This is a genomic window from Pectobacterium brasiliense (assembly GCF_013449685.1).
Lineage (GTDB): Bacteria > Pseudomonadota > Gammaproteobacteria > Enterobacterales > Enterobacteriaceae > Pectobacterium > Pectobacterium brasiliense_A.
This window is the reverse complement of the sequence record NZ_JACDSF010000013.1, coordinates 146,676-168,942: the sequence shown is the minus strand read 5'-3', so window position 1 is coordinate 168,942 and position 22,267 is coordinate 146,676. Positions and strand designations below refer to the sequence as shown.

Here is a 22,267-nt window from a genome sequence, read left to right as displayed (position 1 = left end):
GCCCCTCTTTAAAGTAATCACAGGATTTTCATTCCGTTAACTGCCTCAGGAGGCTGCACCATGACACAGGCTGACCGCCGATATGACCGGCTGGCCGTCAGGCTGTCATTGATAATCAGCCGATTACTGGCGGGAGAAACGCTGAGCGTCAGAAAACTGGCGGCAGAGTTCGGCGTCTCGACCCGTACCTTGCGACGGGACTTCCGTGAACGGCTGATGTATCTCGACCTGGAATACCGTAACGGCCTTTGCCGTTTGCCGGAGCACCATAACCCGGCACGGCATGAGCAGGATGTGCTGATGTTCGTCCGGCAAACCGGGATGGGCAGTGTGTTTCCCGGCCTGGATAACCGACTGGTTAATACCCTGCTGGGCAGCGGCGAGGACGCCCCCTGTCTGGTCTGGCATCCACCCTTGCGTGGTACGCCGACACTGCCGGGGCATTTTTACCGTCTGACCCGGGCAATTGGTGAGCAGCTACGTGTCACAGTTCTGGCTGACTGTCAGCGCTATGACGGGTTATCGCCTTACCGGCTTATCTGCCTGTACGGCGAATGGTATCTGGTGGCCGAATCGCTGGGGCATCTTCTGGTCCTGCCGCTGCATGAGATTCACGGTGTGACGGTGTCCACTGAGTCATTCCAGCGCCGCGATGATATCTGCCACCTGACCACGCAATCCGGCTTCATCACGGCATTGCCGCATTTTCGCTTTATTCACGACGTACTCACCACTTTCGGCACGTCTCCGACCACATAAGTCAGGGACGCGATGCCAACACCAGAGAAAACCAGAAAGAGAGATAAAGAAGGAAAGTACCGGTAGTTGCACACGGACAGTTCAGTGAAGGACCACTCCTAGCGTCACGGACAGGCACAGTCCTGTCTTGACGATATTTATGATGACTTCAACATAAAGGATACGATGATGTTTACATACCTTCCGGGCAAACGGGGATGGCTGATAATCGGGCTGTTGACCACTTTCTCCGCGCACTCAGCAACCGAGTTCCCCACTCAGGTTAACTGGTTCTCCTTAAAAGCGCTTGGCTGGACCAACACTGATGGGATAAGTGACGACGAGCTAGGCCGCCGAATATACAAGGGGAGAGCGATTTTCAACTACCCCTGGACTGAGCAGTTTTTTGTCAGAGATGGCTCCGGACCACTGTTTCTGGCGAATAAAAAGGCCAAAACCCTTTCCCTGGTGAAAGTAAATACGCGGTCACAATCACCCGGTGACCTGGAGGTCACCTATCGTGGTAACAAAACCAGCAACTGTACCTATGAAATTACCGACAAAAAGACCTACTTCAATGCCAATTTTGCCAACGACAAGCCCGAGCAGCCGACGTTATTGCTGAGCATTCCAGAGAAGTGTATCGACCAGAAAAAGATGGCAGAAATTCAGGCACAGAAACGCGAACAGGAGCAGAAACTGGGTAAATGGCTGGTCGACGGCGTGAACAAAGAGCACTACCGCCGTTACGGCTACTGACCCTGAGACGTGTTTATTCACACCAAGGAACCCGTATGAAACACATTCCTTCATTTCTGCTTGCAGGCGCACTGCTGTTGCCGCTATACGCACAGGCCGTACCGAACCTGTGGAGTGCCGATTCTGGTCAGGGGGTCACCGAATATCGGATAGCCAATACCGCAGGCAGTGTCTTTACCGTTAACTGTACCGGCAACCCCGACGAGGATAACACGCTACAACACAGCGTGGCGGTGTTGCCTGTAGGTGGTCAGGGTGTCGATTCCCATTTTTCCACTGAGGTGTATATCGTCGTCGTTATCGATGACCAGCAGTACGGTATTCCGTCCTCGCTGGGGTGGCGCAATGCGGATAATGCCTGGTTCGCGTTTATTGAAGCAATTGGCAGCGCAACGCAGTTTGACGTTTATCTCAATGACCGGCATGTGGGTGCCTGGGAGCCCAGGCAAAAGAACGTGCAGAAGGTGCTGGCTGATATCTCGTCGTGTGCCACGACACACCGGGAATAATCGGGAGAGATAACGCCATGCCCATTATTGCCATCATCGTTATTGTCTTGGTTGTCATTATCTTAAGTAAAACTGGTATCTCGGACAGCCTTATTGGTCTGGTTATCGCCACCTTAGCAGGGCTGCTAACCGGCGGCGGAACCGCAGGCGTTGCCAGCGTGGCACTGACACCGTTTCTGGGTATCCCGATAGGACTGTTTATTGGCGTAACGGTGTTTGCCAAAGTGCTGCGCTGGTTTTCCCGACGCTAGTGACAGCGTTAACCACACGAAGTAACCCCATCCCCGCCCCTGTTGCTTATGCAGCGGGGGCATTTTATTTATTAAGGAATCACCATGTCATGTAATTCATTGGCAGGCTGCATCGCGTCCAGAGAGCAGCGCATCATCCAGATGGCGCTGTGCCTGCTGGAAAAACGGGTACGAAAAAATGCGCGGCAGTTTAAAACGTCTGAAGACACCAAAAGCTGGTTAATGCTGGAACTCAGCAGTCTGGAGCGTGAGGTCTTTATGGTGTTGTATCTGGATAACCAACACCGCCTGATAGAGAAGGAAGTTATCGCGCTGGGCGGCATCAACAGTACCGAAGTGCATCCGCGTGAAATCCTCAAAGCCTCACTGCGCCATAACGCTGCCGCCGTGATACTGGCACACAATCATCCTTCCGGCTGTGCCGAGCCCAGTCAGGCTGACCGCCATATCACCGACAAGCTGAAGGACTCACTGTCACAACTCGACGTCAGAGTCCTCGATCATCTGGTTGTCGGCGGCGCTGACGTGGTGTCATTCTCTGAACGTGGCTGGCTGTGATGAGCACACTTACCACCGCACTTTTATAAGGAAAACATCATGTCATCAATAGAGGCCCCGGAATGGGGATTAAAGTGTGCTGTCACGCCGCGATTCGGAGCCAGACTGGTGCAGGAAGGTAACCGTCTGCACTATCTGGCAGACCGGGCCAGCATTGTCGGTACGTTTAGCAAAACAGAAGCCCAAAATCTGGAGCGTCGCTTCCCTGAGCTGATTAAGCAGTTGGAGAACAAACTACAAACGGGTGAACTGAATCCTCGTCAGCAGAACTGCGTCACGCTGCATTGCAACGAATGGACCTGTGAAGCCGATACGCTGGGCAGCGTTGGCTACGTGTATATTGTTATCTATCCCTCTTCGGCGGCAGCAGAATAACCCGCAGCTTCTCTCCCCATTCTGAATATTTCCCTGATTTTATCGACTTAACCTGAAGAGACAATTCCCATGCAAACATCACCTGCAATCCCGCCACGGGAGGATAACCCCTGTCCGTCACCTATAGCCGTCTGGCAGCAACTTCTGACCTATCTGTTGGAAAAGCACTACGGTCTCACGCTCAATGACACGCCGTTCTGCGAGGAGAACGTGATTCAGGCGCATATCGATGCTGGCATCACGTTGGTCAATGCCATCAATTTTCTGGTGGAAAAATACGAACTGGTGCGTATCGATCGCAACGGTTTTAACTGGCAGGAGCAATCACCGTTTCTCACTGCCGTTGATGTACTCCGTGCCAGACGTGCTACTTGTTTGCTTAAAGCATAAAGATTGCGAGCGGCTTTCCAGTCACATCGCACCAAACCTATTTATTCCTCTCTCCGATGCATAATGCGCCAGCCGGTAAGGGCTGGCGCATTTGCTTTTATGTATGGACCACAAACTATGCAAATTGAACCCGAGGTTTTGACCGAACACACCGAGCTGATCTGCTCGACCAATATCGAACGTATCGTTACCGGACGTGATACAGCGCTGCAACAGATAGAACAGCTCCTCAACCAGCTACGGGCGCTCTCAACACTCACAGCAACTATTGGCGGCGGCACCGCTGAGGACTGGGGACTGAAGCAAGGGCATCGCTACGATTGCTGGCTAACAGAAACTCCTGACAAGGCGATGCCTGCCATCACTCGCACGTTGGATCGCAATATCTGGCGCGACCTGATGTTGAAATCCGGCATGTTGTCGCTGATGGATGCCGAAGCGCGTAGTCAGTGGCACAAGAATCTGGATGAGGGTGAGCTACCGGCTATCAGCGAAGCCAATATCCTCAGCACCTTTGAGCAACTTCACCAGAGCAAGCTGGAAGTATTCGAGCGTGGGGTCATCAACGTATTCAAAGGGCTATCGTGGGATTACAAGACCAATCACCCTTGCTACTTTGGCAAAAAAATCATCATCAGCAATCTGGTGACCTACAACCGTTGGGGCTTTGGTCTGAACTGGGGCTGGCGACGCGATCAACTGGCCGATCTAGAGCGTATGCTGTACTTGTTGGACGGTAAACCTATTCCTGATAATCGGTGCGATGTCACCATCCGGCTGATGGACCATATCCGTGATAATCCGCATCAGCAGGAATACGAGGATGAGTTCTTTAGTGTGCGTTACTTTCAAAAAGGTACTGGGCATCTCACCTTTAAACGTTCTGACCTGATCGAGCAGATGAACGACATTATTGCCAAACATTATCCGGGGATGTTGGCGGCAAGGTGATTGATCCAATGATGCCACACAGGTATATCCCATTGACATATCCCAATAACACTTTATGCTAGAAATAGAGCAAAATTTATCCAAGGAGATTGCTATGGAAAAAACCACAGTATTTAAAAGCAATCGCAGCCAAGCGGTACGGCTCCCTAAAGCAGTTGCACTGCCCGATGATGTGAAGCAGGTTGATATCGTCGCGATTGGTCGTACACGCATTATCACTCCGGCAGGCGAAAGCTGGGACAGTTGGTTCGAAGAGGATGGGGTAACGCCTGACTTTATGATCACCAGAGAGCAGCCCGATGATCAGATCAGGGAAGATTTCTGATGCTGAAATATCTGCTTGATACCAATATCTGTATTTACACTATCAAGAACAAACCGCAGGAAGTCAGGGACGCTTTCTACCGTCACTACGGGCAGTTTGCTATCAGTGCTATCACGCTGATGGAGCTGATCTATGGTGCGGAGAAATCGATAAATCCAGAAAAGAATCTCGCCGTGATTGAAGGGTTTTCTGCGCGTCTGGAAGTGCAAACTTATGGCTTTGACGCTGCCGTACATACCGGGCAAATTCGTGCCGAGCTGGCAAAACAAGGAACACCCATCGGCCCGTATGATGCCATGCTAGCGGGTCATGCCCGGTCAGCAGGCTTGATACTGGTAACGAACAATGTGCGTGAATTTGAGCGAGTGCCTGGGCTACGAGTGGAAAACTGGGTCAACCGATAAGCCGTATTTTGCCCTACCCCAAAACAGGATATAATCCACCACCTACTGCGGATAACCCGCAAAAAATCCAGCCAGAAAGGTTTGGGGGCCCATTTGGGGGCCACTACATTTTTCGAACTGGTGAAAATCCTTTTATTTCAATATAGATACGTGGCTAATTCGAATCCTGTAGGGTACCATTTTAAGTTCTCCCAGACTCTACCGAATTCAACAAAACCCCGTTATATTCATTGATACCACTAGGATTTTCTGTCGCTGAGCTCTACCGAGGTCAACCCAGCATACCGGAAATCAAATCGATGTTGGGAAGCCCGCCAAGCCACAAGATAAAGAATACAAACTCACTGAGAGTGCAGGCCTTATCTTCTGATAAAGCCGAATGGAGCCAAATATTGGCGTTTGTTTGAAGTACCGCGTTGCAGGGAAAGAGAAGAAATTATCTATCGGCGTTTATCCTGATATCTCGTTGGCAGAGGCGAGACTAAAACGGGAAGAGGCTCGAAAAATTGTCGCTTCTGGTGGCGATCCTGGTGAACGGTAAACCCACCTCTGACAACCGTGGCAATATCTCTACGCGATTGATGGAACATATCCGGGAGAATCCGGCTAAGGAAACTTACGAAGATGAATGCTTCAGTATTCGTTACTTTCAGAAGGGAACCGCGCATTTGACCTTCAAACGCATGGAGTTGGTTGAGCGTATGAACGACATCATAGCTAAACACTATCCAAAAATACTATCGAGTCAGAAAACCAAGGTACGTACACTTAGTAAGAACATGACAAATAACGTAAACATCAGATGAATGGATTTCTATGAATAATATTAATAATGCTAAACGGATTTTAGATGAGAACACCAAAGTGCTTTATGGCATCTTTGGTGTCATTAGTTCTTCTGGCTATTTCCCACCTTTGCCCTTTCTGAATGAATTCTTCCTGGTTGGCAGTGATCCATGTGATCAAGATGGAAGAATGGGTTGTTGGCGTCCATTCACCCTTATACTCTCGGAATATGAAGTGGTAAAGGAATGGTGGTTTGCATCTCATCCGGGTACAGTTGAGTCACGACTTGGTTGTGAATGTTGGGGGGATTGGGTTCAAGAGATCCTCGAAATGTAAGTGTAAGCCCCCAATAAACCTAACCATTCACTTTAGACGTCTTCTGACATACTCATTTCTTCTATGTCAGTAAAAATAATCACCAGAACATTACAATTCCGCGTTCCAATTTTCGAAATAGCGCTTTAATTTCTCGACAGTGTGCCGCCATTTCTGAGCTGTAGGCTTGCAGACCGTATTTTGGTTGCCAAAGAACCCCACTTCGTTAACCACTTCTTGCTCAACGTCAGCGGCAGAGGGTTATGTTCGTTAGCAGAGTTCAGCAACCGATCAAAAGAGATAGCGTCTCTATAAACATTGAAGTTTGGATTGTAAGCAAAATAACGTCTAGCGTGGTCTATTCTACTTTCACCCTGCCCGACAGAATGAAACCAGCTCAGTGCCATCTCACTGAGCCGGCAACATTTATGCTATTGAACTCGCCAGTCGCTAAAGTAATGACCGATCGCGGAAGGTTGGTCGAGAGGAGCGGTGGCGGCGATATAGCCATCTGGCCGAACTAACAGGTATTGATCGGAATAGGGGCTACTGCCTGTTTCAACGTGCAAGACATTGACGATATCAGGCAGTGATGCCGGTACCGTCGCCGCGCCGATGATGAGCAAACTGTAATGACGATAATTTAAATGTGAGTAAATTCTGCCTGACTGACTAGATTGAGAATCACGCCACATAAAATCATGCAGCCTTTCGCCAACACGCCCGTCGGCGCCATAGCGAACACCCATCCCCGTGATGTAACCCGCACGTTTTTCGACAATCTTGACGTAATCATCGGCATGGGTGCCTGTCTCTGAGGTTTTGGTTGAACGCACGAGCTCCGCTGACGTTTTTACCACTTCCAGCGCGACCGCTTTTCGCTCCGTTTCGTAACTCTGTAATAGCGTTTGGGGCGCATGATGATGAGTAATCATCGCCATTTTCCAGATGAGGTTAAATGCATCGGCCAACCCCGTATTTAACCCTTGCCCACCATTTACCGAGTGAATATGGCTCGCATCACCAGCGATAAATAATTTATTTTCAAGGATGTAGTGTTCTGCTACAGACTCTTTAACCGAGAATTGTGAATACCACTCAATAGACTTGAAGCACAGACGGTGTGGTTGCAGAGCATGGTTAATTTTATCTATCGCCTGCTGTTGCGTGAAGTCCTCACTCTCCATCTGGATATAGAAACGATCAATCTTACCTTCACGTGGTATCCAGGCGACATCGGCGGTTTCTGCCTGGAAAACAATAATTTCCGGTACTTTTGGGAAATCAGTTTCTATTTCGCCATCAATCACTGCCCAGGTAATTTGTGGTCGAGTGATCTCAAACGGGATAGCAAAGTGTTGGCGCACAAACGATCGTGAACCATCTGCACCAATCAAATACCGGGAACGCACGGTCTCACCGCTGGTGAGTGTGGTGAGACAGCCGTCGTCCTCCAGCACAATATCTTCCACAGAAGTATTACGGCGCACGGCACTACTTAGCTCGGTGAGCTTATTATCGAGCGCTTGTTCTACATAAGCCTGACCAATCATTAAAAAATGCTTGTGAAAACAGCCTTCTAAAGCATCCCACCAAGTAGATTGGCGTGAAATAAATTTACCTTTTGACCAGACTGAGCTGGTATTGCAGGTTTTGCCCAAGGGATAAAGCTCGTCGAATAAACCGATAATTTCAAACAGCTGTAAGCTGCGGGCGTTTAGCGCATCAGCACGGCCTACCGTTAGTGGCCCTGATGATTTATCGATAATGACGGTACTTAAACCTGACAGCTGAGCAAGATAGGCACAGGCCAGGCCAACAGGCCCAGCGCCGATAATCATGAGATCAACATGCTGTGGTTTCATGACGGCTGCACCAAATGTGGGTTAGTCAGCGGCTGTTTAGCATGGATATGCACTCGGCGCAGATGACGGCCACTCTGGCTGGCATAAGATTCACGACCATGTAATAACGAGTAGTTATCTGCAATCACAATGTCGCCGCTTTGCCATTGGTGAGCATACTGAACCCGTGGATCATATAAGGCATGTTGCAAGCTGCTAAGTAATTGCTCTTGCTCTTCAGGTTCAATACCGAAGAAGTGATAAGTGGACGGGTTCAAGAATTCTTTATCACCAGCAATCGGTGGCTCACAAAAACGAATGACGGGATGAGTGCGGTAAGGGTGTTGCTCGATAATAGGAGCCTGCGCGGTACTGCTGTATAGCTCGACGGCGCGCTGATACTGACCTGTGGCACGCTGCCACAGCGCTTTGGTTTCGGGTGACGCCAGACGTAACGCCGTGGTGGTACTCGAAAACGTGGTTCGCCCACCCTGCCCTTCGCCAACGGCTGAGACGCATTGAAAGACTTGTAGTTCCGGCACGGTTTTAAGGTACATGCCGTCCCAGTGCAAGGGAACATAGTTATTAGCAAAGATATGGTCGGTGGCATCGGGTTGTTCAACCAGCTCCAACACGGCACCAAATGGCCATTGCATAATGTCACCAATGGCTGCGCAGTATGTTGTTAAATTTTCTGCACTCGTAAAGCTATCAAAGCCTCTCAGTACCACTAATTGTTCATTCTCTACTAATGTACGCAGCCAGGTAGGTGATAATTCACCAATATGCACGCCTGACTGTTTAGGCTCAATACGCACACCAAAATGACAGGTTTCACCTTGGGAATGGGTTAAAGGCTGATAATCAAAGCGATCTTCTAAAGTGAATGAGTCCATTTTACTTCTCCGTGTATTATCCATTGCTGAAAGATCTTTTCAGATAATATCGGCAACAAATATTCAACACCACGGATACAATTTTAATAATTAGGAGGGTTTGAATAAAGAATCACTGCCCTCCTCTTTTCACTACTATCTAATGATGTAATGGACCTTGATACTCCCCCCCAATTAAAAAACCCCAGATAAACCTATCTGGGGTCTTTAAATAACGAGAAAAAATCGTCGCCGTTTCAGGCTTAGCCGCGGTTCTCTTCAATGTAGCGAGCCAAATCTGCTGGGGTTTTCAGAACGGTGGCGACTTCGGTTGGCGGGATCACGCAGCCGTAAACGTCCTGCACTTCCAGCACCAAGTCGACCGCCAGAATAGAGTCGAGAATATCAGACTCAATCAGCTCGTCGTTAAAGCCCACTTTACGGGATAAGATCTTTTCAAACAGCGCGAGTATTTCTTGTTCCATCATTTTTTCCTGAGTCATTAGATCGTTCGGGCATGGCTGTCCAGCAGTTTACGATCAATTTTGCCGTTAGGGTTAAGCGGCAACGCATCTTTTATAATAATTTGGGAAGGCACCATGTAAGGCGGAATCACCTTCGAGAGCGATGTTTTAATCGCTTCTGGCGCTAAGTTCGTCACACAGAACGCTGCGATGCGCAGAACACCACCGCCCGATTTCATCAACGGCAGAACTACCGCTTCGCTGATGTCGGATATCGCCAGCAGACGATTTTCAATCTCATTGATTTCAATACGATAGCCATTCAGTTTGATCTGGCTGTCATTGCGACCCTGACAGTATAGCAGTCCGTCCTCGTATCCCAGATCGCCAGTTCTGTAGCCTCGGAATGCTTCGCTCTCCCGATGCAGCAATTTTTCCGCATTCTCTTTCGCCAGCCCAAGGTAACCGCGCATCACATTTTTGCCCCAAATGATCAATTCGCCCTCAGACGTAATTTCCATTCTGGAGTCCGGCATCATCGTACCCACCGGCAGCAGATCATTTTCGCTGTGCAGGATTTCATCGGTAATTTCGATGACGGTGGTCGCGATGGTCGCTTCCGTTGGGCCATAGGAGTTGAGAATTTTGGCATGCGGGAAGCGACGGCGTAACTGTTTGACCAGCGCTTTGTTGAGCACTTCGCCAATGAACACGAAGACGTTAAGTTCAGGTAAATATTCACTGTTGAACTGAGGGGAAAGCAGCCTCTGGTAGGCGAAAGAGGGCGTTGACACCCAGACGGAAACGCCATTGTCTTTCAGGCGATCGAGCCAGTTTTCTGCCGCGATATCCTCTTTCGCATTCAGGACGATATGCCCTCCCGTTGCCAGATTCGCCAGCAGCGGAATCAAGGAGAGATCGAAGCTGAACACGGCATGGTTCATCAGCACCGGCACGTCTGGCAGCGAAAAGTCCTGACGCACCCACTTCATAAAGTGCCACAGGCTTTCACGCCCGATCTGCACCCCTTTCGGCTTTCCGGTACTGCCGGAGGTAAACATAATATAGGCAAGATCTTGCTCGACCAGCGCCTGCCCTTCCTCACCGGTCGCAATGAACTGTCGGGTCGCCACATCGTAATAATAAGGGGCGCTCGCCAGATGACAAATCTCGTTGAGCCGCTCCTGTGGATAGATGCAATCCACCGGGATATACGGAATATTGTGCAGCAGGCAGCTATAGATTGCCACGGCAAACTCGGCCTGCTGATGACCATATAACACGACCGGCGCGCCATCAGGCTGCTGGTAGTGCTGATAACGATGCGACCAGTCTGTCACGGCGACGGAGAGCTGTTGCCAGGTCATCACGTCATCGCTGCCACTAATCGCCAACTGCTGTGGGTTCGCGGGATCGAGTAATGCCGCCCGGAGGAAATCTTGTAGTTCCTGAAGCTCTGAGTGAAGGTTCATAGTGGGGACATTCCGCTAAAGATGTAGAGGGAGGCCGCGGCGCTTGCCAGCGTCAGAATTCGACCGATGAACACAATAACCGGATGGTGTAGACAATTGCTCAGTGCCGGACTGCGTTTGGCTGACCACTGCAGCATGTTGTGAGCAACCGAAATGGCGCCAAACAGCGCGCCGCTGATAACATAGTGTCGTTCAAGCCCGTTCCATGCCCCCATACAAAACAGGGTGCAGAAGATGCCAACATTCTGTGCCAACGTTTTGTTTTGTCGGAAAAAATCGAGCTTCATCAGATTCATATAAATCGGCATAAAGACCACATCCCGCAGCCATTCAGACAGGCTGATGTGGAAGCGCCGCCAGAAGTCCTGCGGGTTTTTCGCCAGCATAGGCATATTGAAGTTCGCCGGAATATTCAGGCCAAATAAGCGCCCCGCCCCGATAGCCATATTGCTGTAGCCAGCAAAATCAAAATAAAGGTAGGCGCTGTAGGCAATCGACATTACGACACCCACGCTTAACGTAAACGGGCGCTGGCTCCACGACTCAATCACCAGATTATTGATCAGCATGGCAAATAAGAACTTCTGAATAATACCGGTAAAAATCTGCTCCATCGCCACTAAAAACTGTTCACGGGTCAGCGTGAAGACCGGTTTATTAATGTCATTAACCCATGTCCGCCAGCGATACATCGGACCAGCCAGAATAATAAAAGGCATAAAGAGGTAGCAGAAGTAGTGCAGGAAATTCTGGCCATCTTTTTTACTGCGATAAAGCAGGACATCAATGGCGCGGAAGGTCATAAAGGACAGACCGATCATACCCCAGTGGTTATTAAGGTGTAATTTCACCAAAAACAATGGGAGCAACGTCAGGCTGACCGCCTGCCAAGTTTTTAACCACCCTTTCTCTTTTAAGGTGACGAGAAGATAAAAGCTCAGGAACACTGCAACGGGAACAACGTAGTCCCCCTGGAAAATATATCCCCAGCCAAATACCGCCAATACCGAGAAGGCAGATAAATACGTCAGCCGATAACGGAATACGCGATTAACCAGCGCAAACAGTAACGCGGATGAAAATAGAAAGAAAAAAAATGCCCCAGAACTATACATCATTCATCCTTCAGAATTTTTGATATTCGAAATGCACTTTTAAACTCATGCTTTCATCAACAGACGTCCACGCGACGATGGTGACTGCCAGAAAGAGATAAAGGAAAAAAAGGCGAATGGCAGTTTTCATCATTTAAAACTCTCTGCAATAAATTGATCCATCGCGACCCATGCCGGATCGGTTGGGTGCAGGCGATCCCAATTCCAACCGTTCTGATAAGGCTGCGCATACATATCAAAATAGCGAACCTGATTCTCTTCCAGCATCGATCTGATCTGGCTGTCCACTGGTTGGAATTTCTCGGAATTATTAATCGCCCACGGATTAATCGGATCGACAATGACCACAAACTGGGCGTTACTCGCTTTCAGCAGTTTGATCGTCGCCCGTAATGCCTCCATCTGCGCCGGAACAATCGGCGCGTCATCCCACTCTTCCGGCGTTTTATCGTCCGCAAAAACAGATTTATCCATCCACAGTGTGTCTGCACTTTGCTCACGGGACTGGTTCAGCACGCGAGCCTGATCTAACTCACGACTCCAGTCTGGTGTCATGTTGGCGGTTGGCTGATGCGGCCACGGTTGTGTCGACTGAGGGGTAATACGCAGCATCGCCAACCAGTCGTTTTTTATTAGCTCGCAAAAATTAGCAAATTGATAACTCACTTCCTGCCAGACAATTTGTGGATCCCAACCATAGACCTTCATTTGGCCGAACGTTAAATGGCTTATCTCTTCTTTATCGATATGTTGTAAGTAATTGACCAAAAAGGGACGAACCTGATCATCCTGCATCAGCGGATCAAAAATAGATGCGGGAAAATTGTTGGCAAAAATGGCCGGCGGAATACCGTCTGAATAAAAGCTATCGGGTGCCAGCAGTAAAACCACTTTACTGTTTGCGTTAAGCTCATTTTTAAAACGCGAAAGCAGCAAAAAATGCGTGACGTTATCGACATAGCTATCGCCATAGGCCACAACCGGACGGTGTAGTTGGTTATTAAAGTAATTATAGACTGCGTAATGTTCATCTTCAGATGTAGAGACCTCGGAAGCCCCAAGAAAGAAAATCGCATTTCCCTGTAAAGCATGGGAAATAGTGGCTATCTTTTCCTTTTGTTCCTTTACCGTTCCTTCCATGGTTTTAATCAGCGGCTGGAACGTTAGCGCAGGATCAATGCTCGTCACCAGCGGGGGAACGCTAAGAAACAAGATGGCAAGAGTGGCCATCAGGATATGTAGACCGAGAGTATTTTTAATTTTCATCTAAAAGTAAAATGACATAGTGTTAATTTGTTTAAAATTTGTGATTTTTTGTCTTCACAGTCAATTCATCCCTGTATTTTTGGATTATATACCAGGCTTATCGCCGATGATGAGCGTTGCTGTGTAACGGTATGTACAGTGTTTATGTCCGTCACAGAATAAGGCTGATAAGCCCCGCGCGATCGAGGCAGGAGAAGGGGTCTCCTGCCTCCATTATCACTTACGTGGTTTCAATATGCGGTAGTCAAAGCTCGGTGGCAGGAGCCGATTAAAGCCCAGTTTGCTAACAATTGTAGGGATGGTGGGGTTCAGGAATCTTTGGTACGATGAATAAGGACCTTATCGCGTAACCCTCGCTTTCCTCTTTATTTCATCTGACAAACTGTTTTCTTAATGTTAACTTAATGTATTCGCAATATTACGGATTCGCTCGGTATTCCTCCTCACGTTTTACAGGGCTATACGTAATTGCAAAAACTAAAAGGAGAATCGATGAAAAATTATCAGGCCACTCTCCCTCGGTTATTAATCGTCTCAATAACCCTGTTTGTTATCGCCTGCTCATCCAGCACGAAAAAATCCCCTACTGATGAAACGCCAACGTGTATGAAATATCGTTCTATGATGGCGGCACCCTTGCCACCAGCGGAAATGATGAGGCTAAAAAATCAGTGCGAGCAATCAAGGCATTAATGCGGTGGTATGTTCATCAGAACCAGCCTCGATCCGATGTATTTTACAAAACATACGAACGCCTTCGAATAAATCCATTGCTCCTCAAGGTAACGCTGGCCAAATAGCGGTCATTATTGAAAACAACCGCTATTTATTTCAATTCGCTGTCCGTTCTAAATCGCCATAGAATGAATAGGGATAGCCATTTTCCAGCCATTCAGCATCGTCAATAACGCAAACATCGTCTTCTACATAAATATCTGATGCCATGATTTTTATTGCGAAGCCATTATTTTTGTATTCCGAACGGTAATTATCATAGGTAATTTCACCTCTGCCGAAATAGTCTCCGAGATCTTCCCGAAATAATAGCACTATTTCGGCATTAAACGGGCCACTCCCCATTTTTCCTTTCAGGCTGGCGATAATCTTTTTCTTCTCAACAAAAGTCCACCGCACAGCATCCAGCGACCAGGCATCATCACTCACGCTAAACTCGCCAGAAAAAATTGCTAAAAGCGCGTCATGATTATCAGAACACATTTCATTTCCTTAAATATTCAAAATTTGTCAGTGGATCCGATTATCTCAAACGCTTTTTAATCGCCTGACTTACAGCCCACTAACCCAATCCTAACGCGGGTAGCGCAGCGCTTCCACAACAGTGAGAAGGCAGTGATATGCTGTTTGCGGCTGGGATAATACAGGTAGTAACCGGGGAACGGCGGACACCATCCCGTTAGCACCCGCATCAGGCGCCCGCTGGCAATATCATCTCGCACCGAATCTTCCGATACATAGGCCAGACCAAGCCCGATGAGTGCCGCGAATCGAATGGCTTAGTGCCGACTGGGAAAGCCCGAGCTTCTCCGCCGCTTTAGTAAAACTGCGTTCTCTTGCCATCACAAGGAACGAAATGAGGTCATTAACATTTTCTTGTAACATCAGAGTGTCCGAAGCGTAGTGTCATGAATGATGTCCATGTGAAACGGTCAATCGCTCATTAAGCCACGCTAAAAATAGCGATGGGTAGAAACAGCAAAGCCACTCAGCGTGAAACTGAATGGCTTTTTCCTTTGATCCGCGATGCGGCTAGCGCATGTGGAGATTGACGCCAGAGACTTCTTTTCTGAGTTCAATAATCTCTTCAGCCAGTTCACGGCACAGCATCGCATTCATCAGATGATCCTGCGCGTGCACCACGATAAGTTCAATAGTGGCTTTTTCCTTACTCTGGCTGCCAATAAATCCGGTCTGGATCAACTGCGCCCGGTTCAGCGCCACCGCCGCCATTTTTAATAATTCATCGACGTGATCCCACTCCCCTCGACGAGCGGATCTCAGTGCTTCCATTGCGCAGGAACGTGTTTCGCCAGATTTAACGATAAGCTCAATCATCCGCGTTTCTACATCCATTTTTCCATCCCCCGAATATCAGTTGCTGTGTCACCTTTTTGTCGGTCAATTAACCCCAAATTGCAGACAAGCGCACGTGACACCGAAGCAAGTACGGTGCATTTATTGTATCGCTACTCACAGCCTGCAGAATAAATATAGATGATTAATCAGGATTTGTTTCTGTAAATCATGACGTTATGTCTCATTTCCGATGAAATAAATTTCATAGAGACATCAGCCTATTTTTTAGACGATAGATGCATACAAATTCATACCTAGACACACCTAGAAATAAAATGATGACTGAAAGATCACACTCACCAGAACCTTAATTTAACCTTAAGAATGCGAAATAATAATAACTATCATTATTATTATCGATATGTAAAATCCATCGTCGACTGCCGCTACCTATCGGCCTGTGTCGCTAAAATCGCGTAGCTATCGTGAGTGACGCAGGGCTTCCCATGTAAGCCAGCCATACGCAAACACGACAGGTATTAATAAGGGTAAATACTATGAAGCTTCGTTTTGGATTGCTGAGTTCAGCCGTTTTATTCGCTTCCGGTTTGGCTCTCAGCGCATCGGCCACCGCAGCAGAAAACGATGAAGGGATTGTGATTTACAATGCCCAACATGAAAACCTCGTGAAATCCTGGGTTGACGGTTTTACCAAAGAAACTGGCATCAAGGTGACGTTGCGCAATGGCAGCGACACCGAATTGGGCAACCAACTGGTGCAGGAAGGGAAATCCTCCCCTGCCGATGTGTTCCTGACTGAGAATTCACCGTCAATGGTGCTGGTCGATAACGCCAATCTCTTTGCTCAGTTGGATAACGCTACCCTTGCTCAGGTGCCGTCTGACTATCGTCCATCCCACGGCCGCTGGATCGGGATTGCCGCACGCTCCACCGTCTTTGTTTACAATCCGACCAAATTTACCGACGCTCAACTGCCGAAATCCTTAGCCGATCTGGCGAAGCCTGAATGGAAAGGCCGCTGGGCTGCGTCTCCATCCGGTGCAGATTTTCAGGCCATTGTCAGCGCCTATCTGGAGCTGAAGGGTGAGCAAGCCACACAGGCGTGGCTGAAAGGCATGAAAGAGAACTTCACCGCCTACAAAGGTAACAGCACGGTGATGAAAGCCGTGAACGCAGGCCAGATTGATAGCGGTGTGATCTATCACTATTACCGTTTTGTCGATCAGGCTAAAACGGGCGAAAACAGTAACAACACGAAGCTGTACTACTTCAAGCATAAAGATCCGGGTGCGTTCGTCAGCATTTCCGGCGGCGGCGTGCTGGCATCCAGCAAACATGCGAAAGACGCACAGGCCTTCATTAAATGGATTACCGGCAAATCCGGTCAGGAGATCTTGCGCACCAACGATGCCTTTGAGTACGCCGTTGGCGTCAACGCGGCCTCAAATGACAAACTGGTTCCGCTGAAAGATCTGGATGCGCCGAAAGTCGATGCCGCCAAGCTCAACAGCAAAAAAGTCGTGGATCTGATGACGCAAGCTGGCTTGCTGTAACGCACAGATTATTGCGCATGGGTTATAGCATATTGATGTCATAACCCCCTTTCATCAGGGCGTGCGCGCCCTGATGAATCCTTACCCGAATGCCCGCTCAGCGTGGCTTCACCGTCTTAAAATATCGTCCTGACGAGGCAGCTACAGGCCGTATGACAAACGTTAGCTACAGCGAAACCACCCCGTTCATCGCCCCCTCTCCGCCATTACGCAAGCCAGCCGCGTTGCTGACCCTCATCGCCCTAACGCTATCCCTGCTGGGGTTTATTCCGCTGGGCTTTGTGATTGGCGTGAGTATTGATACCGGTTGGGAAACGGCGCGTGCGCTGCTCTTGCGCCCTCGCGTCGGCGAACTACTTACCAACACGGTGCTGCTGGTTATCCTGACGCTGCCGATTTGCACGGTGCTCGGCGTGCTGTTGGCCTGGCTGACGGAACGTACTACCCTGCCCGCCCGACGCCTGTGGTCCCTGCTGCTCACCGCGCCGCTGGCAATACCCGCATTTGTACAAAGCTATGCCTGGATCACGACCGCGCCCGGCCTGCATGGTCTGCCAGCTGGCGTGTTTTTATCCGTCGTCGCCTATTTGCCGTTTGTGTATTTACCCTGTGCAGCGACGCTGCGACGGCTGAATCCTGCGCTGGAAGATGTCGCGGCTACGCTGGGCGTGCCTCCCGTGACCGTATTTTTCCGCGTGGTACTGCCGCAGCTAAAGCTGGCTATCGGCGGCGGGCTGCTGCTGATTGCGCTGCATCTGCTGGCGGAATATGGTCTGTTCGCTATGATCCGCTTCGATACCTTTACCACCGCGATTTTCGATCAGTTTCAGTCAACGTTTAATGGTCCGGCGGCTAACATGCTGGCTGGCGTGCTGGCGCTGCTGTGCCTGTTTCTGCTGTGTGCGGACGCCCGCGTGCGCGGCGTCACGCGCTATGCCCATGTCGGTTCCGGCGCGCCGCAGGCTGTCACGCTGGTACGCCTGTCGCGGCTTCCGCTGTTGCTGGCTCTGCTGCTACTGGCGACGCTGGTGCTGCTGACGCTCGGCGTGCCTTTTATTACGCTGTCTCGCTGGCTGTGGTTTGGCGGCTGGGAGGTGTGGCAGCGCCGCGAACTGCTGGATGCCTTTCGCCAGACCATGGTGCTGGCGCTGAGCGGTGCCGCACTGACAACGCTGGCGGCGATCCCGATGGCCTGGCTGACAATTCGCCACCCCAGCCGCCTGTATCGGTTTCTGGAAGGGTGCAATTACATTACCAGCTCTCTGCCGGGTATCGTCGTCGCGCTGGCGCTGGTGACCACCACGATTCACCTCATCAGGCCGCTCTACCAGACTGAATTTACCGTGCTACTGGCTTACCTGTTGATGTTTATGCCACGGGCGCTGGTTAATCTACGCGCCGGTATCGCACAGGCTCCGGTGGAGCTGGAGCAGGTCGCCGCGAGTCTGGGGCGTTCGCCGTTGCAGACGTTAATGACCGTGACCGTCCGGTTGGCCGCACCCGGCGTTGCTACCGGGGCAACGCTCGTCTTTCTGGCGATCGTTAACGAGCTGACCGCCACGCTGCTGCTGGCTCCCAACGGCACCCGCACGCTGGCGACTGGTTTTTGGGCGCTTACCAGTGAGATCGATTATCCGGCGGCGGCGCCCTACGCGCTGATTCTGGTCCTACTATCGCTGCCGTGGACCTGGTTTCTCTACACGCAATCACAAAAAATGGCGGGGCTGTAATCATGTTAGAACTTCATCACGTCAGTAAAGGCTTTAACGGGCGCACCGTGCTGTCTGACATTCATCTGACGTTAGAAAACAGCCGCCGCACGGCGATTGTCGGCCCGTCTGGTTCGGGGAAAACCACGCTACTGCGCCTGATTGCCGGGTTTGAAAAACCAGATAGTGGTGTCATCACGCTGAACGGGCAGACGCTCTGCGGTAACGGGCTTTCCGTTCCTGCCCATCAGCGCAGAATCGGCTACGTACCGCAGGACGGCGCACTATTCCCGCATCTTTGCATCGCGGACAACATTGCATTTGGGCTCAAAGGGTCGAAGGCAGAAAAGCAAAAGCGCGTGGATGAGTTGATGGCGCTGGTGTCCCTTCCGGCGCATTTGCAGAAGCACTCGCCGCATGAGATTTCCGGCGGTCAGCAGCAGCGTGTTGCACTGGCTCGCGCGCTGGCGCAGCGCCCTGCATTAATGCTGCTGGATGAACCTTTTTCCGCGCTGGATACCGGCCTGCGTGCCTCCACCCGTAAAGCGGTGATGGACGTATTGCAGCGGGCTAATGTGGCATCGATTCTGGTGACTCACGATCAGGGAGAGGCACTGTCCTTTGCTGACCACGTTGTCGTCATGCGCGACGGCCAACTGTCGCAATCCGGCTCGCCGTGGGTGCTTTACCACCAACCTGCCAATGAGGACATCGCGACTTTCCTCGGCGAAACGCTAATTCTCGATACACAAATCGACGGCGGTCAGGCTGACTGTTTGCTTGGGCGCATCGCGGTAGATCGCCCAACCACAATCGGGAAGGCAAGAATCATGCTCAGACCAGAACAGATCGCGATTCAGGATGCTGGGGGTAATAACGATAAGGTTAATAACGATAAGGTTGATAGTAATGAGGCAAATAGCACAGCAACCGTTCGCGCAACCATCCGTAAAGTTGATTTTTCCGGCTTCGTCTCGACGCTGACACTGCACGTCCACCACGCAACAGCCGACATCATTGAACTGAAAACCGTCAGCCACGCCGCTTTTGCCGTCGGCCAGCAGGTCAGCTTGAGCGTGAACGGTGCGGCACACGTTTTCAGTCAATAATTCTCTATCGCTAGCAGTATGCGCAGGCGGCTTATCGAGCCGTCTGCGCGTTACGACTCACCAGCCAGACGCCCAGCAGAATAATCAGGACGCCGAGATTTTTCCGCAGGCTCATCGGTTCGTTCAGCCACGGCAGGAAAACCGCCGCCAGATAAACCACCGCGTAGCTCAGGCTAATCAGCGGATAGGCGCGGCTTAGCGGCAGGTAGCGTAGCACCATGAACCAGCACACCATCGATAGCCCATAGCAGAGCATCCCGATTAGCACCGCAACCGCAGGCCAACCGGCCAGCAACGTGCTGAGCGACGGCCAGTGCGCGAGGGAAATGCTCGGCAGCGCCAGCATCCCGCTTTTCATTAACACCTGCGCGGTGCTGGCAAGCACAATGCTGCCAAGTGCCCAGACATAGCCCATTTTCGCCATCATCCCCCCTGCATCAGATAGATACCGATGACAATCAGCGCAATGCCCCACCAGTGATGTTTGTCCACACGTTCGCCAAATCCGTAGTGCGCCAGCAGCGTGACCAGAACAAAATTGATGCTCAGCAGCGGATACGCCACGCCAAGCGGAATATGCTGCAACACCACAAGCCACAGCAGCAGCCCGATGCCGAGCAGCAAAGCCGCCAGCATCAGCCATCCCAGCGTCACACGTTGGCGTCGATCTGTCGGTAAACGCCGCCAGCACTCCGCCGCCTGTTTCTGGCACAGCTGTCCCAGGCTGGTCAGCAGGCAGACGATAGCCACCAATAGATAACTCATGGCGCTATCTGCTTATAAAACAGCAGCACGTAGCGGTGCGATTTTTTCACCTGATCGGGGGCAGGCAGACGGCGGTATTCCTCATCGGTATCCCTATCGACCTTCAGCACCAGCGCGACATTTCCGCTACGCCGTTTCTCCGCAAGCCAGGCCGGAAAAGCGCCCTCATCCACAAAGCGGTCAGTGGAATCGGCGTAGTCCAGCCCGTAGTTCAATTCGCCCCGCGCCTTGAATAAGGTGATATCACTGCGTTTCAGCTCCCACGCCAGTCCGGCTGCCAACCCAACCTCATCGCTCAGCACATAGCGGCTCTCCTCCAGCAACGGCTGATGGCTACGAATAAAGGTTTGAGGGTTCTTTGAATCGACCACGCTCGCCGGAATACTCCCGCCAACGAGCAGTGCCAGAAATAGCGGACAACCCGCCACCAGATAGCCCCACGATCGCGGCTTTCTCAGGCTCATAGCCGCAAAGGCAATCCAGCCGATAAAGCAGACGACACCCGAGACGATGGTCAGCCCTTCTCCCGGTTGATAGAAATGCGGCACGATGATGCCGAGACCCAGTGCGGCAACGGCGAGCGCCAGTACGCTGCCGAAGGCTATGTTGAGCCAGCTATTGATGCGCAATACACGTTCACGTATTGCGGGTGCCAGCCCGGAAATCCACGCGGCCATCAGCAGCGCCAGCGGCGCAAAGCACGGCAAAATGTAAGTCAGCAGCTTGCCTTTAGCGATGCTGAAAAACAGCAGCGGCATCACCATCCAGCACAGCAGGAGGAACCGTTCCGGATTCGCCTTTCGTTCGCTCCAGCCGCTGCGCAACGCGCCCGGCAGCAGCGCCAGCCAGGGGAATGCGCCGACCATCAGCACCGGCAGGTAATACCAGAACGGCGCTTTATGCTGCGCATCGTCTTCTGCAAAACGCTGGATATGCTCAATCCAAAAGAAGTAGTGCCAGTAATCGGCTTCTCGCGCATGCACCGCCAGCGCCCACGGCGCACTTAGCAATACCGCGACGATAATCGCCAGCGGCCCGAACAGCAGCAATTCCTTAATGCGCTTTTGCGCCAGCGCTACTGGCAGCACGCTGATGACCGGCAAGGCCAGCGCCAGAAAACCTTTGGTCATGAATCCCATGCCGCAGGCCAGCCCCATCAGCCCCCAGGCGATCAGCCGTTCGCGCGTCAGCGTGGCGCGCTGAATCAGCACGTGGCTGAACAGCGCCGCCGTCATCCAGAGCGTCACCATCGGATCGAGCACGCTGTAGGTGCCAATGCCATACACCAGCAGCGAGGTCAGATAGATCGTCGCCGCCAGCAGCGCGGTACGCTGGTTTTTCCACAGCAACAGCGCCAGCCAAAACACCAGCAGCGCGCTCAACCCGGTAGAAAATACCGCGGCAAAGCGCACGGCAAAATTGGTATGACCTAATAGCCACTGACTGATGTTATTCAGCCAATAGCCCGCGACGGGTTTCTCAAAATAGCGAATATCCAGCAAATGCGGCACGATCCAATCGCCGCGCTGAAGCATCTCGCGGCTGATTTCCGCATAGCGCGTTTCGTCCGGTGACCACAGCCAGCGGCCGTTAAGCGGTAACAGGTAGAGCAAAGCAAATAACACCAGTATCACGGTGCTTTTCAGCTTTATCATGCCTTTTTCCATGCTATCTCCTGC

General features: G+C 50.9%; 26 protein-coding genes and 5 pseudogenes. 17 read left to right on the top strand and 14 right to left on the bottom strand.

The features are described from left to right. Positions 1 to 60 precede the first annotated feature (60 nt). From H0248_RS06135 to H0248_RS06075, 13 genes and pseudogenes are all read left to right on the top strand, one after another. Positions 61 to 759 carry a DeoR family transcriptional regulator gene (locus H0248_RS06135; RefSeq protein WP_180785154.1) on the top strand — a complete coding sequence of 233 codons (699 nt, stop codon included), beginning with the start codon at positions 61 to 63 and terminating at the stop codon, positions 757 to 759. Between the two features lie 165 nt (positions 760 to 924). Further along, on the top strand, positions 925 to 1,497 hold the full coding sequence (locus H0248_RS06130; protein ID WP_230458224.1) for a hypothetical protein: 573 nt from the start codon (positions 925 to 927) through the stop codon (positions 1,495 to 1,497). Positions 1,498 to 1,532: 35 nt separating this feature from the next. Next, positions 1,533 to 2,006 (top strand): hypothetical protein, encoded by a 474-nt coding sequence (locus H0248_RS06125; protein WP_180785153.1) that lies wholly within the window; start codon positions 1,533 to 1,535, stop codon positions 2,004 to 2,006. A gap of 17 nt (positions 2,007 to 2,023) precedes the next feature. After that, positions 2,024 to 2,257, top strand: a complete 234-nt coding sequence (locus H0248_RS06120; protein ID WP_180785152.1) for a hypothetical protein — start codon at positions 2,024 to 2,026, stop codon at positions 2,255 to 2,257. 84 nt (positions 2,258 to 2,341) lie between these two features. Further along, the gene (gene radC, locus H0248_RS06115) at positions 2,342 to 2,815 is read left to right on the top strand and encodes a RadC family protein (protein WP_180785151.1); all 474 of its coding nucleotides are present in this window, start codon (positions 2,342 to 2,344) and stop codon (positions 2,813 to 2,815) included. A 39-nt stretch (positions 2,816 to 2,854) separates the two neighbouring features. Further along, entirely contained in the window at positions 2,855 to 3,190 is a 336-nt protein-coding gene (locus H0248_RS06110) for a type IV toxin-antitoxin system YeeU family antitoxin (RefSeq protein ID WP_180785150.1), read from the top strand. 69 nt (positions 3,191 to 3,259) lie between these two features. Further along, positions 3,260 to 3,580: a TA system toxin CbtA family protein gene (locus H0248_RS06105; RefSeq protein WP_180785149.1), complete on the top strand. Its 321-nt coding sequence runs from the start codon at positions 3,260 to 3,262 to the stop codon at positions 3,578 to 3,580. A 117-nt stretch (positions 3,581 to 3,697) separates the two neighbouring features. Then, complete coding sequence (locus H0248_RS06100) at positions 3,698 to 4,531, top strand: DUF4942 domain-containing protein (RefSeq protein WP_180785148.1); 834 nt, start codon at positions 3,698 to 3,700, stop codon at positions 4,529 to 4,531. 94 nt (positions 4,532 to 4,625) lie between these two features. Continuing rightward, the gene (gene vapB / locus H0248_RS06095) at positions 4,626 to 4,856 is read left to right on the top strand and encodes a type II toxin-antitoxin system VapB family antitoxin (RefSeq protein WP_012765080.1); all 231 of its coding nucleotides are present in this window, start codon (positions 4,626 to 4,628) and stop codon (positions 4,854 to 4,856) included. Further along, positions 4,856 to 5,260: a type II toxin-antitoxin system tRNA(fMet)-specific endonuclease VapC gene (vapC, locus tag H0248_RS06090; RefSeq protein WP_180785147.1), complete on the top strand. Its 405-nt coding sequence runs from the start codon at positions 4,856 to 4,858 to the stop codon at positions 5,258 to 5,260. The genes vapB and vapC overlap by 1 nt, the downstream gene beginning before the upstream one ends. A 295-nt stretch (positions 5,261 to 5,555) precedes the next feature. After that, positions 5,556 to 5,798: pseudogene (locus H0248_RS06085) on the top strand (Arm DNA-binding domain-containing protein); the annotation flags it as partial. Beyond that, a pseudogene (locus H0248_RS06080) lies at positions 5,788 to 6,066 on the top strand (DUF4942 domain-containing protein); the annotation flags it as partial. The pseudogenes H0248_RS06085 and H0248_RS06080, both read left to right, overlap by 11 nt. Positions 6,067 to 6,076: 10 nt before the next feature. Then, complete coding sequence (locus H0248_RS06075) at positions 6,077 to 6,382, top strand: hypothetical protein (RefSeq protein ID WP_039539209.1); 306 nt, start codon at positions 6,077 to 6,079, stop codon at positions 6,380 to 6,382. 90 nt (positions 6,383 to 6,472) lie between these two features. On the opposite strand, the pseudogene H0248_RS22065 reads toward H0248_RS06075, so the two are convergent. From H0248_RS22065 to H0248_RS06045, 7 genes and pseudogenes are all read right to left on the bottom strand, one after another. Beyond that, a pseudogene (locus H0248_RS22065) lies at positions 6,473 to 6,604 on the bottom strand (nuclease); the annotation flags it as partial. A gap of 188 nt (positions 6,605 to 6,792) precedes the next feature. Continuing rightward, a complete protein-coding gene (locus tag H0248_RS06070; RefSeq protein ID WP_180785146.1) occupies positions 6,793 to 8,226 on the bottom strand; it encodes an FAD-binding protein in 1,434 nt (477 codons plus the stop codon). Next, a complete protein-coding gene (locus H0248_RS06065) occupies positions 8,223 to 9,101 on the bottom strand; it encodes a TauD/TfdA family dioxygenase (protein WP_180785145.1) in 879 nt (292 codons plus the stop codon). The genes H0248_RS06070 and H0248_RS06065 overlap by 4 nt, the downstream gene beginning before the upstream one ends. Before the next feature lie 242 nt (positions 9,102 to 9,343). Continuing rightward, complete coding sequence (locus tag H0248_RS06060) at positions 9,344 to 9,565, bottom strand: acyl carrier protein (protein ID WP_010300175.1); 222 nt, start codon at positions 9,563 to 9,565, stop codon at positions 9,344 to 9,346. 17 nt (positions 9,566 to 9,582) lie between these two features. Then, entirely contained in the window at positions 9,583 to 11,016 is a 1,434-nt protein-coding gene (locus H0248_RS06055; protein ID WP_180785144.1) for an AMP-binding protein, read from the bottom strand. Then, a complete protein-coding gene (locus H0248_RS06050) occupies positions 11,013 to 12,131 on the bottom strand; it encodes a membrane-bound O-acyltransferase (RefSeq protein ID WP_180785195.1) in 1,119 nt (372 codons plus the stop codon). The genes H0248_RS06055 and H0248_RS06050 overlap by 4 nt, the downstream gene beginning before the upstream one ends. Before the next feature lie 129 nt (positions 12,132 to 12,260). Continuing rightward, positions 12,261 to 13,397 (bottom strand): D-alanyl-lipoteichoic acid biosynthesis protein DltD, encoded by a 1,137-nt coding sequence (locus tag H0248_RS06045; RefSeq protein WP_180785143.1) that lies wholly within the window; start codon positions 13,395 to 13,397, stop codon positions 12,261 to 12,263. A 492-nt stretch (positions 13,398 to 13,889) separates the two neighbouring features. Here H0248_RS06045 and H0248_RS06040 point away from each other — a divergent pair, with 492 nt between their 5' ends. Further along, on the top strand, positions 13,890 to 14,090 hold the full coding sequence (locus H0248_RS06040; protein WP_180785142.1) for a hypothetical protein: 201 nt from the start codon (positions 13,890 to 13,892) through the stop codon (positions 14,088 to 14,090). Between the two features lie 138 nt (positions 14,091 to 14,228). On the opposite strand, the gene H0248_RS06035 is transcribed toward H0248_RS06040, so the two are convergent. The 4 genes and pseudogenes from H0248_RS06035 to H0248_RS06020 form a co-directional block, all read right to left on the bottom strand. Continuing rightward, positions 14,229 to 14,615 carry a hypothetical protein gene (locus H0248_RS06035; RefSeq protein WP_180785141.1) on the bottom strand — a complete coding sequence of 129 codons (387 nt, stop codon included), beginning with the start codon at positions 14,613 to 14,615 and terminating at the stop codon, positions 14,229 to 14,231. A 90-nt stretch (positions 14,616 to 14,705) separates the two neighbouring features. Further along, positions 14,706 to 14,899 (bottom strand): annotated as a pseudogene (locus tag H0248_RS06030) (LysR substrate-binding domain-containing protein); the annotation flags it as partial. Further along, positions 14,895 to 15,017, bottom strand: a pseudogene (locus tag H0248_RS22440) (LysR family transcriptional regulator); the annotation flags it as partial. The pseudogenes H0248_RS06030 and H0248_RS22440, both read right to left, overlap by 5 nt. 147 nt (positions 15,018 to 15,164) lie before the next feature. Further along, entirely contained in the window at positions 15,165 to 15,488 is a 324-nt protein-coding gene (locus H0248_RS06020) for a PTS lactose/cellobiose transporter subunit IIA (protein WP_180785140.1), read from the bottom strand. A 500-nt stretch (positions 15,489 to 15,988) separates the two neighbouring features. Here H0248_RS06020 and H0248_RS06015 point away from each other — a divergent pair, with 500 nt between their 5' ends. The 3 genes from H0248_RS06015 to H0248_RS06005 all read left to right on the top strand — a co-directional run bounded on the left by H0248_RS06015 (position 15,989) and on the right by H0248_RS06005 (position 19,823). After that, on the top strand, positions 15,989 to 17,005 hold the full coding sequence (locus tag H0248_RS06015; RefSeq protein ID WP_180785139.1) for an iron ABC transporter substrate-binding protein: 1,017 nt from the start codon (positions 15,989 to 15,991) through the stop codon (positions 17,003 to 17,005). Between the two features lie 152 nt (positions 17,006 to 17,157). Then, the gene (locus H0248_RS06010; RefSeq protein WP_180785138.1) at positions 17,158 to 18,735 is read left to right on the top strand and encodes an ABC transporter permease; all 1,578 of its coding nucleotides are present in this window, start codon (positions 17,158 to 17,160) and stop codon (positions 18,733 to 18,735) included. Between the two features lie 2 nt (positions 18,736 to 18,737). Then, the gene (locus H0248_RS06005; protein WP_180785137.1) at positions 18,738 to 19,823 is read left to right on the top strand and encodes an ABC transporter ATP-binding protein; all 1,086 of its coding nucleotides are present in this window, start codon (positions 18,738 to 18,740) and stop codon (positions 19,821 to 19,823) included. 31 nt (positions 19,824 to 19,854) lie between these two features. Here H0248_RS06005 and arnF read toward each other — a convergent pair whose 3' ends face one another. Genes arnF through arnT form a run of 3 tightly spaced genes read right to left on the bottom strand, consistent with a single transcriptional unit; the run spans position 19,855 to position 22,255 of the window. Continuing rightward, positions 19,855 to 20,247: a 4-amino-4-deoxy-L-arabinose-phosphoundecaprenol flippase subunit ArnF gene (gene arnF, locus H0248_RS06000; protein ID WP_110162136.1), complete on the bottom strand. Its 393-nt coding sequence runs from the start codon at positions 20,245 to 20,247 to the stop codon at positions 19,855 to 19,857. Continuing rightward, entirely contained in the window at positions 20,247 to 20,588 is a 342-nt protein-coding gene (gene arnE, locus H0248_RS05995; protein ID WP_180785136.1) for a 4-amino-4-deoxy-L-arabinose-phosphoundecaprenol flippase subunit ArnE, read from the bottom strand. Before arnE ends, arnF begins: the two co-directional genes overlap by 1 nt. Beyond that, positions 20,585 to 22,255 (bottom strand): lipid IV(A) 4-amino-4-deoxy-L-arabinosyltransferase, encoded by a 1,671-nt coding sequence (gene arnT / locus H0248_RS05990; protein WP_180785135.1) that lies wholly within the window; start codon positions 22,253 to 22,255, stop codon positions 20,585 to 20,587. The genes arnE and arnT overlap by 4 nt, the downstream gene beginning before the upstream one ends. Between the last annotated feature and the right edge of the window lie 12 nt (positions 22,256 to 22,267).

Excerpts from the sequence above, each read along its gene's own strand:
- H0248_RS06135 (WP_180785154.1), top strand. The coding sequence starts at position 61 with ATGACACAGGCTGACCGCCGATATGACCGGCTGGCCGTCAGGCTGTCA.
- H0248_RS06130 (WP_230458224.1), top strand. The coding sequence starts at position 925 with ATGATGTTTACATACCTTCCGGGCAAACGGGGATGGCTGATAATCGGG.
- H0248_RS06125 (WP_180785153.1), top strand. The coding sequence starts at position 1,533 with ATGAAACACATTCCTTCATTTCTGCTTGCAGGCGCACTGCTGTTGCCG.
- H0248_RS06120 (WP_180785152.1), top strand. The coding sequence starts at position 2,024 with ATGCCCATTATTGCCATCATCGTTATTGTCTTGGTTGTCATTATCTTA.
- radC (WP_180785151.1), top strand. The coding sequence starts at position 2,342 with ATGTCATGTAATTCATTGGCAGGCTGCATCGCGTCCAGAGAGCAGCGC.
- H0248_RS06110 (WP_180785150.1), top strand. The coding sequence starts at position 2,855 with ATGTCATCAATAGAGGCCCCGGAATGGGGATTAAAGTGTGCTGTCACG.
- H0248_RS06105 (WP_180785149.1), top strand. The coding sequence starts at position 3,260 with ATGCAAACATCACCTGCAATCCCGCCACGGGAGGATAACCCCTGTCCG.
- H0248_RS06100 (WP_180785148.1), top strand. The coding sequence starts at position 3,698 with ATGCAAATTGAACCCGAGGTTTTGACCGAACACACCGAGCTGATCTGC.
- vapB (WP_012765080.1), top strand. The coding sequence starts at position 4,626 with ATGGAAAAAACCACAGTATTTAAAAGCAATCGCAGCCAAGCGGTACGG.
- vapC (WP_180785147.1), top strand. The coding sequence starts at position 4,856 with ATGCTGAAATATCTGCTTGATACCAATATCTGTATTTACACTATCAAG.
- H0248_RS06075 (WP_039539209.1), top strand. The coding sequence starts at position 6,077 with ATGAATAATATTAATAATGCTAAACGGATTTTAGATGAGAACACCAAA.
- H0248_RS06070 (WP_180785146.1), bottom strand. The coding sequence starts at position 8,226 with ATGAAACCACAGCATGTTGATCTCATGATTATCGGCGCTGGGCCTGTT.
- H0248_RS06065 (WP_180785145.1), bottom strand. The coding sequence starts at position 9,101 with ATGGACTCATTCACTTTAGAAGATCGCTTTGATTATCAGCCTTTAACC.
- H0248_RS06060 (WP_010300175.1), bottom strand. The coding sequence starts at position 9,565 with ATGGAACAAGAAATACTCGCGCTGTTTGAAAAGATCTTATCCCGTAAA.
- H0248_RS06055 (WP_180785144.1), bottom strand. The coding sequence starts at position 11,016 with ATGAACCTTCACTCAGAGCTTCAGGAACTACAAGATTTCCTCCGGGCG.
- H0248_RS06050 (WP_180785195.1), bottom strand. The coding sequence starts at position 12,131 with ATGTATAGTTCTGGGGCATTTTTTTTCTTTCTATTTTCATCCGCGTTA.
- H0248_RS06045 (WP_180785143.1), bottom strand. The coding sequence starts at position 13,397 with ATGAAAATTAAAAATACTCTCGGTCTACATATCCTGATGGCCACTCTT.
- H0248_RS06040 (WP_180785142.1), top strand. The coding sequence starts at position 13,890 with ATGAAAAATTATCAGGCCACTCTCCCTCGGTTATTAATCGTCTCAATA.
- H0248_RS06035 (WP_180785141.1), bottom strand. The coding sequence starts at position 14,615 with ATGTGTTCTGATAATCATGACGCGCTTTTAGCAATTTTTTCTGGCGAG.
- H0248_RS06020 (WP_180785140.1), bottom strand. The coding sequence starts at position 15,488 with ATGGATGTAGAAACGCGGATGATTGAGCTTATCGTTAAATCTGGCGAA.
- H0248_RS06015 (WP_180785139.1), top strand. The coding sequence starts at position 15,989 with ATGAAGCTTCGTTTTGGATTGCTGAGTTCAGCCGTTTTATTCGCTTCC.
- H0248_RS06010 (WP_180785138.1), top strand. The coding sequence starts at position 17,158 with ATGACAAACGTTAGCTACAGCGAAACCACCCCGTTCATCGCCCCCTCT.
- H0248_RS06005 (WP_180785137.1), top strand. The coding sequence starts at position 18,738 with ATGTTAGAACTTCATCACGTCAGTAAAGGCTTTAACGGGCGCACCGTG.
- arnF (WP_110162136.1), bottom strand. The coding sequence starts at position 20,247 with ATGGCGAAAATGGGCTATGTCTGGGCACTTGGCAGCATTGTGCTTGCC.
- arnE (WP_180785136.1), bottom strand. The coding sequence starts at position 20,588 with ATGAGTTATCTATTGGTGGCTATCGTCTGCCTGCTGACCAGCCTGGGA.
- arnT (WP_180785135.1), bottom strand. The coding sequence starts at position 22,255 with ATGGAAAAAGGCATGATAAAGCTGAAAAGCACCGTGATACTGGTGTTA.